Origin of the sequence: Winogradskyella pacifica (assembly GCF_013403915.1) — a bacterium.
Taxonomy (GTDB): Bacteria; Bacteroidota; Bacteroidia; order Flavobacteriales; family Flavobacteriaceae; genus Winogradskyella; species Winogradskyella pacifica.
In genome coordinates, this window is the sequence record NZ_JABFDI010000026.1 from 18,786 (window position 1) to 30,458 (window position 11,673).

At 33.0% G+C, this 11,673-nt stretch carries 9 protein-coding genes; 7 read left to right on the top strand and 2 right to left on the bottom strand.

What is annotated here, in order from left to right; genetic code table 11:
• Window positions 1-45: 45 nt before the first annotated feature.
• On the bottom strand, window positions 46-1,113 hold the full coding sequence (gene trhO / locus HM984_RS16580) for an oxygen-dependent tRNA uridine(34) hydroxylase TrhO (RefSeq protein WP_179349980.1): 1,068 nt from the start codon (window positions 1,111-1,113) through the stop codon (window positions 46-48).
• A 682-nt stretch (window positions 1,114-1,795) separates the two neighbouring features.
• Here trhO and HM984_RS16585 point away from each other — a divergent pair.
• The 6 genes from HM984_RS16585 to HM984_RS16610 all read left to right on the top strand — a co-directional run bounded on the left by HM984_RS16585 (window position 1,796) and on the right by HM984_RS16610 (window position 9,496).
• Complete coding sequence (locus HM984_RS16585) at window positions 1,796-4,204, top strand: TonB-dependent receptor (RefSeq protein ID WP_179349981.1); 2,409 nt, start codon at window positions 1,796-1,798, stop codon at window positions 4,202-4,204.
• Window positions 4,205-4,226: 22 nt separating this feature from the next.
• Entirely contained in the window at window positions 4,227-5,531 is a 1,305-nt protein-coding gene (locus HM984_RS16590) for a hypothetical protein (RefSeq protein WP_179349982.1), read from the top strand.
• 254 nt (window positions 5,532-5,785) lie between these two features.
• Window positions 5,786-6,790 carry a recombinase RecA gene (recA, locus tag HM984_RS16595; RefSeq protein WP_040757350.1) on the top strand — a complete coding sequence of 335 codons (1,005 nt, stop codon included), beginning with the start codon at window positions 5,786-5,788 and terminating at the stop codon, window positions 6,788-6,790.
• Between the two features lie 100 nt (window positions 6,791-6,890).
• The gene (locus HM984_RS16600; RefSeq protein WP_179349983.1) at window positions 6,891-7,340 is read left to right on the top strand and encodes a hypothetical protein; all 450 of its coding nucleotides are present in this window, start codon (window positions 6,891-6,893) and stop codon (window positions 7,338-7,340) included.
• A gap of 24 nt (window positions 7,341-7,364) precedes the next feature.
• Window positions 7,365-7,910, top strand: coding sequence for an RNA polymerase sigma factor (locus HM984_RS16605; protein ID WP_179349984.1), 546 nt, complete (start codon window positions 7,365-7,367; stop codon window positions 7,908-7,910).
• A gap of 2 nt (window positions 7,911-7,912) precedes the next feature.
• Window positions 7,913-9,496, top strand: coding sequence for a hypothetical protein (locus HM984_RS16610; protein ID WP_179349985.1), 1,584 nt, complete (start codon window positions 7,913-7,915; stop codon window positions 9,494-9,496).
• Between the two features lie 59 nt (window positions 9,497-9,555).
• On the opposite strand, the gene HM984_RS16615 is transcribed toward HM984_RS16610, so the two are convergent.
• The gene (locus HM984_RS16615) at window positions 9,556-10,320 is read right to left on the bottom strand and encodes a lysophospholipid acyltransferase family protein (RefSeq protein ID WP_179349986.1); all 765 of its coding nucleotides are present in this window, start codon (window positions 10,318-10,320) and stop codon (window positions 9,556-9,558) included.
• A gap of 279 nt (window positions 10,321-10,599) precedes the next feature.
• On the opposite strand from HM984_RS16615, the gene trpS reads away from it, so the two are divergent.
• On the top strand, window positions 10,600-11,568 hold the full coding sequence (trpS, locus tag HM984_RS16620; protein WP_179349987.1) for a tryptophan--tRNA ligase: 969 nt from the start codon (window positions 10,600-10,602) through the stop codon (window positions 11,566-11,568).
• The last annotated feature ends 105 nt before the right edge of the window (window positions 11,569-11,673 follow it).

Consider the following 11,673-nt stretch of genomic DNA (forward strand, 5'->3'; position numbering starts at 1 on the left):
TAGCATTGTTATTTCAGAAGCAAATATAACGGAGGAAAGCACTGCCTATTTAGGTTTCATTGTTTCAAAAATATTGCGCAAATCCTTTTTAAATGGCAAATGATCTGCACGTCCTTTTTTGAAAATATCATTACTATTACCTTGCCCTTTTCGCAATGCTTTTTGCTCTTCGAAAGGTAATTGGTTTATCTCCATACAATTTGTAGAACAACAATTTTCCATTTTTTCTTTGCAGTCTTCACATTGAATAAATAGTAAATGACACGCTTCATTAGCACAATTGGTATGTAAATCTGCAGGATTTCCACATTGGTGGCAATTCGCAATTACATCATCAGAAATACGTTCAGATCTACGCTCATCAAACACAAAGTTTTTACCTAAGAATTTATTTTCTAAACCTTCAGCTTCAATTTGACGTACGTAGTTAATGATACCACCTTCTAATTGAAATACGTTTTTAAAGCCTTTATGCTTATAGTAGGCACTTGCTTTTTCGCAACGGATTCCTCCAGTACAATACATTACAAGTTTTTTATCTTCTTTGTGTTCTCTTAAATCTTCTTCAATTAAATCTAAAGATTCACGAAACGTATCTACATCTGGTGTTACGGCATTTTTAAAATGACCGATTTCACTTTCGTAATGGTTTCGCATATCTACCAAAACGGTGTTTGGATCTTCAATAAGCTCATTAAACTTTTCAGCATTAACGTGGACTCCTTTATTAGTCACATCAAAAGATGCATCGTTTAAACCGTCTGCGACTATTTTGTTACGCACTTTAACTTTCAACTTTAAAAAGGCAAAATTATCGTGCTCAACAGCAATATTTAATCTTACATTTTCTAAAAATGAAATGGTGTCTAAATGGTTTTTGAATGGCTCAAAATTTTCTGCAGGTACAGAAAGTTGGGCATTAATACCTTCGTTAGCCACGTAAATCCTTCCAAGAACCTCTAATTGGTTCCAAGCAAGAAATAAGTGATTTCTAAAAATTTCGGTATTATTAATTTTGGCGTACTTGTAGAAAGAGATTGTTAAGCGTTCTTTTCCGGCTTGTTCAATAAGTTCTGCTCTCTCTTTTGCACTTAAGTTATTGTACAGTTGCATGCTATACTAATTTTTAAGGTTAAAGAATTAAATAAAAAGACATAAGACCGCTTCGCTTTAAGGGCAAAGAAACAAGACTAGACTGTAATTAAATTACAATCATTCTTAAGTTAAAAGGATCATTCTAAAAACGAGCAACTTCTATCTTAATCTTATATTCCATTAATACAAAGGTATTGTTTTTAGTGAAAATGCTTCAAAATAAGCACAAAAAAAGCACCTTGAATATTTCAAAGTGCTTTACTAGATTAACTTACCAACTTAAAACAAATTAAAAAGTTAATCTACATCGGCTTATCAGTTACTGAGGGATAATAAACGATAACTGAAACACCTAATGCTTTACTAGCTTATGTTAAAAAGCAGAAAAATAACTCAACTTTTTAAGGGTAATCATAGCAATCATTTCCTTTTTCATTTAGTAGATGCAAAAAGTGTAAAATGGTTGCGTCAAAAAAACTAAAAAATATGATTTCTTTTTTTTGGTATTAATAGCTAGCACATAATTATCTCGTATAGACTTCCGTAGAACTAGCAAATCAGTTATCTTAAAAACCAGTAGAGAATAAATATTGCTTTATAATTTTAGAGGCTCTTATCGCATCTTTAAAATAAATGAAAATAATGGCTATTTTTATTTGGAATAAATATAAATAAGGATATTTTTGCCAAAATTTTAATCGTGTCCCAATTCAAAATATTTTCTGTTTTTTTATTCCTAGCTTTTAGCATCATTGGCTTTAGTCAGAATGGAAGTTTCTATGGAAAGGTAAAATACAATTCTAATGAACCTGCTGTTTCTACATTTATTGTATTAAATGGGAATGACATCTCGAAAGAAACCAACTCTAATATAAATGGTAGCTATAGCTTTAAAGATATCCCATACGGAACATACACCGTAGCCTTCTATTCCTTAAATGACATACCCAAAACCGTAACAGTAGATTTAGCATCAAAAAACCAAGAGCTTAACGTTACTTTAGAAGTTTCAGCCTTAGATGAAGTTTTTGTAAGATCTAAAACCATTCAACAAAAAATTGAAGAAAAAGGATTTGCAGTTAATGTTATAGAAACCAAAGAAGCGGCAATTCAATCGATACAAGTTAACGAGTTGTTAGATCAATCTGCTGGTGTTAGAGTGCGTCAGTCTGGTGGTTTAGGATCTCATGCACATTATAACTTAAACGGAATGACTGGTAATTCCGTAAAAGTTTTTATTGACGGAGTTCCAATTCGGAATTTTGGACCCTCATTTTCATTAAACAGTATTCCTCCTTCTTTAATTAAACGTATTGAAGTTTACAAAGGTGTTGTACCTCCACATTTATCTGATGATGCCATGGGTGGAGCTATCAATGTTGTGCTAAATGATATTACCAAAAATGAATTAAAAGCGTCTGTTTCTGCAGGATCATTCGGAACCTACCGTACAGATATTAATGGCGGGTACAGAAATAACAAAAATGGCTTCACGGCTAGAGGTTCTGCCTTTGTAAACTATGCCGATAATGATTATGAAGTTTGGGGAGACCAAGTTGCGGTAGCGCTTTCTGCCGGAACACCTGATGTTTTTATTAGAGCGAAACGTTTTCATGATCGCTACAGATCTCAAGGTGGTAAAGCTGAATTTGGATATACAAACGTTTCTTGGGCAGATAAATTATTAGCAGGTGTATTGCTTTCTAATATGGATCAACAAATTCAAACTGGTGCCACAATGGAAATTGTATATGGTAACCGATTTACAGAGCAGAACACCAAGATGTATAGTCTAGATTATGCAAAAAAAGAAGTTCTTAAAAACTTAGATGTTAGTGCTTTTGCATCGTATTCGCGTCTCAATAGAAAAACCATAGATACTATTGCAACCCAGTACAGTTGGTTAGGTTATCCTACCAGTTATTACAATGACCCTGATGTTTGGGCAACAGGCGCAGAAGCAGGCGACCCAACACTACAGCAGGATATTGACGAAACTATTAACACACGTACCAATGTGGCCTACCACATCAATGATAATAACACCATTCAGTTAAATCATTTATTAAACACCTTTACACGAGATTCTGATGACCCCATGCTTCCTGCTGCAGAAAATGCACTAAAAGAAGAACGCAAATATCTAAAATCGATATTAACACTTTCATTTGAAAATAGTGCCTTTGATGAAAAACTAAGAACTTCAGTTTTTGGAAAATCGTACTATATGGATAGAACATCTAAACTACGAACGCGATCTTCTAACACGTCAAATTCAACTATTATTATTGAAGAAAATAATATCACTTCTAACGATTTTGGTTTTGGTGGTTCCATTTCGTATTCAATCTCTCCTAAATTAACTGTATTTGGGTCTGCAGAAAAAGCCATTCGTTTACCAGAAGCTAGTGAAGTCTTTGGTAATGTTGCTGCCAATTTAAATCCTGCATTGAATTTAAAACCAGAGCACAGCAACAACTACAATCTAGGATTTACCTATGATAACTTAAAGTTGAAAGCCCATACGTTTGGAATCACAGCGAATCTATTTATTAGAGACACAGACGATTTAATTATGCAGTTTCCGACAGGTAGTAATGAGGAATTTTTTGAAAATTCAAACGTTGGAAAAATATACACAGAAGGCGTTGATTTTACATTGAACTATAATTTTAAGGAAAGGCTTTTTTTTAGTGCCAACTCTTCATTTTTTAATGCTAGAGATTATAACGTAACCTATGATGTAAATGGAAACCCAATTACTCCAAGCTACGAAAGACTTGCCAACACACCTTATTTTACAATGAACTATAACATAAAATTCAATACACAGGATTTTATTCAAAAAGGATCTAGACTGTCTACCTATTCTAATTTATTATATGTACACGATTTTTTTAGAGGTAGTAGTGTCCTTGGTGGCTCAGGAAAAATAGTGATTCCATCTCAAGTTTCTTTTGATGCAGGTTTTGCTTACACATTTCCTAAAAACAAAGTGTCTCTAAGTTTTGATGTCAAGAACATATTAAACAATCAGTTATTCGACAATTACGCGCTACAAAAACCAGGAAGAGGGTTTTATGGCAAAATTTCATTTACAATTTTATAAAAACAATTTTAAATTAAAAATTATGAATTTCAATATTAAATCTATTCTAAATATTGCCTGTGTATTGGCAATATCTTTAGCAACATTTTCATGTAGTGAGGATGACACTACATCGTCAACGCCTTCAGAATCTAATTACAGACCGTACCACTTGGTGATTGGTTCTAGTCCTACAGGTGAATCTGAAACCTATATACAAGGTACTACAGTAGAAGAACTTAATGACCCTAATAAAACCTTCACTTTTAATGGTTTTGGTAGAGAGGTTCCGTCTACGCGTACAGCACGTGTATACACTTCTAATGATGGTGAAACTGTTTATAATTTAAATTATGGTGGTGGAGATATTGCTAAATACGACTATATCAGCGGACAAAACTACGACCTACTTTTAACAACCGATATCCAGGCTGTTATGGGAACTTTATATCCACGTTGGACTAAAATAGATGATAACTACGCCATGTTACACAATGTAACTACAGAAAACATCTATGAAGATCCAGCAGACGAAACATCTCCTTATATTAGAACTAAAGCGACAGTGACTTTAGCTCGTGTAGATTTAAATACGATGAGTGTTTTAGAGAATGCCTCATTTGAGTTTCCTTATAACGAAGATGAGTCTACAGAAGGTATTTACACTTTTCGTATTGATGCTCCTGTTATCACTAATGGTAAATTATACTATGGTGTTGCTAAACGTTTTTATGACGCTTTAACTGGTGAGGTTGGAGATATGGTATATGATAACGTTGAAACCTTAGTCGTAGATTATCCTTCTTTAGAAAACGAAACTAGTATTGTCTCAACATTAGCACAAGGCTCTACCAATGGATACAGAACACCTGTATCTCATAAAGATGAGTTAGGAGATACCTATCAATTAATAACAGCTGGAGATGCTTCAATTATGAAAATTAGTAATGGAGCTTATGATTCATCATATGGTAAATTTGATATTAAATCACTTTTAGGTCATAATGCAGAAGCTAATACAGGATGGTTTTATGTAGGTAACGGAATCGGCTATATTCCTGTTTTAAATACCGATTTAGGAGATAATGAAAGTTCTAATTGGGATGTTGTACGTGTTGATGTATATAATAAAACAGCTGTTAAAATGAATATTCCATTAGATTTATGGTTGCGTCAGTACCAATGGGCTAGCGTAATTGACGGTAAATTATATATGGCCTTAGCCTCTTTAGGAGGTGTAGGTAATGTTTATATTTTTGACCCTAGTTCTACAAGTGCAGATGGTTACACTAAAGGTGCGACCTTGCAAACAGGAACAACAGATGCCTCATACATTGGGTTATTCTAAACCCAAACACATAGTCAACCTATAGTCCTGAGATTAGGCTAACTGTTTCAATAGAAAAAACCAGAGTATGTATTTACTCTGGTTTTTTTATGGCAAAAAGAGTTAGTTAATACTATTACGTCTTCTAAAGTCTTAAATAGTCGAAAAAATCATCACTTTCATTTGTAGTAATTTGAAACGAGAAATGTTATTAATTAAAATAAGTGGTATTTTTGAATAATTATTTAATGAAGAATTCTAAGAAAAAAGAACATATGAGTAGCGAAAAAGATGCAAAATTAAAAGCTTTAAAATTAACTTTAGACAAGTTAGACAAAGCTTACGGAAAAGGAACAGTAATGAAAATGAGCGATCAAGCTGTTGTAGATGTTGAAGCTATACCTTCTGGCTCATTAGGATTAGATATTGCTTTAGGCGTTGGTGGCTATCCAAGAGGTCGTGTTATTGAAATATATGGACCAGAATCTTCTGGTAAAACAACCTTAACACTTCATGCTATTGCAGAGGCTCAAAAAGCAGGTGGTATTGCTGCGTTTATTGATGCAGAGCACGCTTTTGATCGTTTCTATGCTGAAAAGTTAGGAGTAGATATTGATAATTTAATTATTTCTCAACCAGATAACGGTGAGCAAGCCTTAGAGATTGCAGATAACTTAATTAGATCTGGTGCTATTGATATAGTGGTAATTGATTCTGTTGCAGCCTTAACACCTAAGAGTGAAATTGAAGGTGAAATGGGAGATTCTAAAATGGGCTTACATGCACGTTTAATGTCTCAAGCACTTAGAAAATTAACAGCTTCGATTAGCAAAACAAATTGTACCGTAATCTTTATTAACCAATTACGTGAAAAAATTGGTGTAATGTTCGGTAATCCAGAAACGACTACTGGTGGTAATGCCTTAAAATTCTACGCTTCTGTACGTTTAGACATTAGAAGATCTACGCAAATTAAAGATAGCGATAGTAACGTAATGGGTAATAAGACCAGAGTTAAAGTGGTTAAAAATAAAGTGGCTCCACCTTTTAGATTGGCAGAATTTGACATTATGTATGGCGAAGGTATTTCTAAAGTAGGTGAAGTATTAGACTTAGCTGTAGAGCACGAAATCGTTAAAAAGAGTGGGTCTTGGTTTAGCTACGGTGACACAAAACTTGGTCAAGGACGAGATGCCGTGAAGATGATTATTAAAGATAATCCGGATCTTATGGACGAACTAGAAGCAAAAGTTAGAACGCTGATTAAAGAATCTAAATAGAAAATTAAAAAAATCCTGATTATTTCAGGATTTTTTTGGTTTTAGACGCAACCCTTTTGCGTTTTTCACATCTACAAGGTGAAATTGATTATTTTTAATTATGAAAAGATATGCCCTTTTAATTTTAACCTTAATTTTTACCTCAATATTTACGTCATGTAGTCTTGATGACGACACTAATTTTATTGGCACAGAAATTATACCTATAGAAAGTGTTGAAATACCAGAGTATTTTGTCTTTGGTGAACGCTATGAAATTCTAATAACTTACAATCGCCCTTCTACCTGTTACCAATTTTATAATTTTTATTACGATATTAATGAAAATGAACGGGTTGTAGCTATAATTAATTCCGTTTACTCAGATAATTCTTGTGTTGAAGAAGAAGAATCGGTTACTGTAACTTTAAATTTTGAAACCAGATCAAACGAAACGTATTTATTTAAATTTTACCAGGGAGTAGATGAGGAAGGAGAAGATATTTATTATTTAGTAGAGGTGCCTGTTCTCGCTGAAAGACCCACTTCTACTAGCACCCAGTTAGACTAATTATTAATTAATCCCTTAACTAATGTGAGTTTAGACAAGCTCATAGAAAATTGTATTAAACAAGATGTACAAGCTCAAAGCCAATTATACAAGCAATATGCAAGTAAATTATTTTCGCTTTGTCTTAAGTACTCTAAAAATTATGCAGAAGCAGAAGATAACCTGCATGATGCATTTTTAACTATTTTTAATAAAATAGGGCAGTATAAGAATAAAGGTTCTTTTGAAGGTTGGTTAAAACGCATTGCAATTAATACGTCATTGCATCGCTACAGAGAAGATGTTGGAGTCTATGATATTACTAATGAAGACAATATTGAAGATGTTTCTGTAGATCTCAATGATGATAATGTGAGTATTGATTTTTTATTAAAAATTATTCAAGACTTACCAGACAGATATCGATTGGTGTTCAATTTATATGTTTTAGATGGCTATTCTCATGTTGAAATCAGTGAACTAATTCAAGTTTCAACAGGCACCTCAAAATCTAATTTAGCACGAGCAAGATTGATTTTAAAAGATAAGATTGAAACCTACAACGCGAGTTCAAAGTCGCAGAGTTTATAACAATGAGTGATAAGAAAAACATAGATCGGCTTTTTCAAGAAAAGTTTAAAGATTTTGAGGTCGCACCTAATGATGCGCTTTGGGATCGTATAAATGAAAGCCTTCCTAATAAAAAGAAAAAGCGCAGAGTTATTGCACTTTGGTGGCAAATCGGAGGAGTTGCAGCTGCAATTACGTTATTGTTCACTGTTGGTATCACTTTATATAATTCAGACGACAATAAATCTCAAGAGTTTCCTATTGTCAATACGGAAGATTCAAACAACACATCAGAAGAAGAAAATTCAAATTCTTTATCAATTAAAAACCAGAACGATCTTAAAATAGTTACAGACGAAAACACTCAGATTGTGGATTCTCATTCTGAAACAAAACAAGAATCTAATGTAAATAGTTCTGAAAATGAAACTTCTCAGAATACGAAACCATCAAATCAATTAACAACTCCTAAAAATTCGAATCAAAAATCGAATACTGTTGCTAATAACACTGATAAAGAACTAAGAAATACAACTGAGAGGCAAAACAATACATCCTCAGTTACTGATAAGGCTACAGATGTAAAAGTGACTAATCAAACTAAAACGTCTCATTCTAATTTAAAGACAGATAGCAAAACACAATTGGCATCCGAAGCAGAACAAAAATCTGCTATTAAAAAGACTATTGAAGAAAGCAACACTACTCTAACAGAAAATTCAACATCTAAAATATTAAAATCAGCAACAGATAGTTCTGAAACAAATAAAACAAATGATGCTGAACCTGAGAATGTAATAGTTAAAATACCAGAACAACAGAGCATTGAAAATGCTATTGCAGAAAACAACAAAATTATAGATAAAGAAGCAAAAGAAGATGAACAAAACAAGTGGAGTATCGCCCCAAATGTTGCGCCTGTTTATTTTAATTCCTTTGGTAAAGGTTCTTCTTTAGACCAACAGTTTAATAAAAACAATAAAAGTTCGGATGTTAATATAAGCTACGGTATTGCTGGTAGTTACTCTGTTTCTAAAAAACTAAAAATTAGAGCTGGTGTTAACCGTGTTCAACTTAACCAAACTACTTCAGACGTATTTGCTTATACAGGTACGGAAACAGCTTCTAGAGGTCTTGACGCTTCTTTTAGTAATATCTCTTTTAACTCAGACGCGCAGCCTGTTTCTTTTATGAGTGCTAAACTGATGAATATGTCTTCTACACCAGAATTATTCAATACTCAAGTTATAGGGGAAATAGATCAGCGTTTTGGCTTTATAGAAATTCCTTTAGAATTAGAGTATAGATTATTAGATACAAAATTCGGGATTAATGTTATCGGAGGCTTTAGCACCTTTTTTTTAAGTGAAAATGAAATTTATGCCGATATCAACGGAAGCACAACTTCAATCGGAGAAGCTAACAATATTAATGATACAAGTTTTAGTGCCAATTTTGGTTTAGGTTTAGATTACACCCTTTCTAAACAATGGAATCTAAATCTTGAACCCACATTTAAATATCAAATAAATACCTTCAATAATACAACAGGAGATTTTAAACCTTTCTTTATTGGAGTGTATACAGGATTAAGTTTTAAGTTTTAGGTTAATTTAAGTTAGGTTATTGCTAGTAATATGCTATGAAAAAGCAATAATAACAGAAGCTACTCTTGGTTAGGGTGGCTTTTTTTTGTGATCTCACTACGACTCAATTCATCCCAAATTAAAGTCCGAGATTTTTCATTTAACGCTTTAGTATCTGCCGTAGCTAAACCATTCGTTGGTAAAAACTGATGTATTTTTGCTCTCATTTTACCAGGACTTCCACTGAAAAACGTATATGAAAAGCGTTTTTTATTATCGTAGAACGTAATTGGCACTACAGGTATTTGATGGTTAATCGCTAAACGAAACGCTCCGTCTTTAAATTCATCTAATAAAATATGTTCTTCTGGCACTCCTCCTTCCGGAAAAATACAAATACTGACTCCTTGTTTTAAACGGCGTTGTGCTCTTAAAAACACAGCTTGCCTACTTTTAGAACTACTTCTATCAACTAAGATACAAGTACGCTTATAAAAGAATCCAAATAGTGGGATTTTTGCCAATTCTTGTTTCCCTACAAACACAAATGGATTTTTAACTGCCACCAACATTAGCATAATGTCTGCCATAGAAGTATGATTGGCCACAAACATGTAACTTTTATTAGGATCAGGTGTTTCTTCTCTTGTGATTTTATAGCCAAAACCCATTCCTATCAAAATAAATTTAGACCAGATACGCGCTAACTTAAAAAAATACGGATACCATTCCTCTCTAGAAATAGAAATAATCAACAAAGGAAACATTATAATAATCGGAATGGCTACCAAAATGTAGAACCAAATACGATATAAAAGCCAAAATGGATATTTCAAAAATGCCATAGCACCAAAACTAGTTAATTAAATTAAGAACTCATTTATACTTTTTCTTTTTGCTAAAAAATTGCGCTTTTAAAATTACATTTTGTCTTTTCTATAATTCCGTAGCGATGCTATGCAATCTAAAAAAAGTCTTCATTTAACTTTAAAATTCCTAATTTTCGCTTAAACACAAAAAATACAAATGAGTTCTGAATGCCTTCTTATAGTCTACTAAAAAATTTACCTTTGCTTATTAATTAAGTTTAATTTAAAGAGATACCTGCTTTCGCAGGTCATATTATGGCAAGAATACTAACAGGAGTACAAAGTACAGGCACACCACATTTAGGAAATATTTTAGGTGCTATTTTACCAGCAATAGAAATGGCAAACGATGCTAATAACGAATCGTTTTTATTTATTGCTAATTTGCATACATTAACACAAATTAAAGATGCAGATGAATTGAGAAACCATACGTATTCTGTTGCTGCAACTTGGCTCGCTTTTGGATTAGATATTGAAAAAACCGTGTTTTATAGACAAAGCGATATTCCACAAGTAACAGAACTCTCTTGGTATTTAAGTTGTTTCTTTCCCTACCAACGTTTAACCTTAGCCCATGGATTTAAAGATAAGGCAGACCGCTTAGAGGATGTTAATTCTGGATTGTTTACCTACCCAATGTTAATGGCTGCAGATATCTTGTTGTATGATGCTGAAATTATTCCGGTTGGAAAAGATCAATTACAACATATTGAAATGACACGTGATGTGGCGTCTCGTTTTCATGCTAAAATGGGTGAAACTTTTGTATTACCTGAAGGAAAAATATTAGAAAGCGGTATGCTTATTCCTGGTACAGACGGTGAAAAAATGAGTAAGAGTCGTGGTAATTTTATCAATATATTTCTACCAGACAAACAATTACGTAAAAAAATAATGTCTATTGAAACCGATAGCACACCTCTCGAAGAACCAAAAGACTGGGCTACATGTAACTGCTTTGCAATTTATAGTTTATTAGCTTCTGATGCTCAAATTGCAGAAATGAAAGCCAATTATGAAGGAGGAAATTACGGTTATGGTCACGCTAAACAAGCTTTATACGAGCTGGTTGTAGAACGTTTTGAAAAGCAAAGAGATCGTTACCATTATTATATGACTAATCTTAAAGAGGTTGATGCTGCTTTAGCTAAAGGTGCTGCTAAAGCAAAATTGGTTGCTGATGACGTTTTACAACGTGTTAGAAAAAAGGTTGGGTATTAATAAATTCTAGTTTTTAAAAATTTCAAATAAAAAGAGGCTGTCTAAAAAGGCAGTCTCTTTTTTTATATTTTATATTTTCAAAGAAGCATTGATTTTCGTATCTTA

What these genes read in the sequence shown, in the direction of transcription:
- trhO (WP_179349980.1), bottom strand. Translation starts at nt 1,113, where the DNA reads ATGCAACTGTACAATAACTTAAGTGCAAAAGAGAGAGCAGAACTTATT.
- recA (WP_040757350.1), top strand. Translation starts at nt 5,786, where the DNA reads ATGAGTAGCGAAAAAGATGCAAAATTAAAAGCTTTAAAATTAACTTTA.
- HM984_RS16590 (WP_179349982.1), top strand. Translation starts at nt 4,227, where the DNA reads ATGAATTTCAATATTAAATCTATTCTAAATATTGCCTGTGTATTGGCA.
- HM984_RS16610 (WP_179349985.1), top strand. Translation starts at nt 7,913, where the DNA reads ATGAGTGATAAGAAAAACATAGATCGGCTTTTTCAAGAAAAGTTTAAA.
- HM984_RS16600 (WP_179349983.1), top strand. Translation starts at nt 6,891, where the DNA reads ATGAAAAGATATGCCCTTTTAATTTTAACCTTAATTTTTACCTCAATA.
- trpS (WP_179349987.1), top strand. Translation starts at nt 10,600, where the DNA reads ATGGCAAGAATACTAACAGGAGTACAAAGTACAGGCACACCACATTTA.
- HM984_RS16615 (WP_179349986.1), bottom strand. Translation starts at nt 10,320, where the DNA reads ATGGCATTTTTGAAATATCCATTTTGGCTTTTATATCGTATTTGGTTC.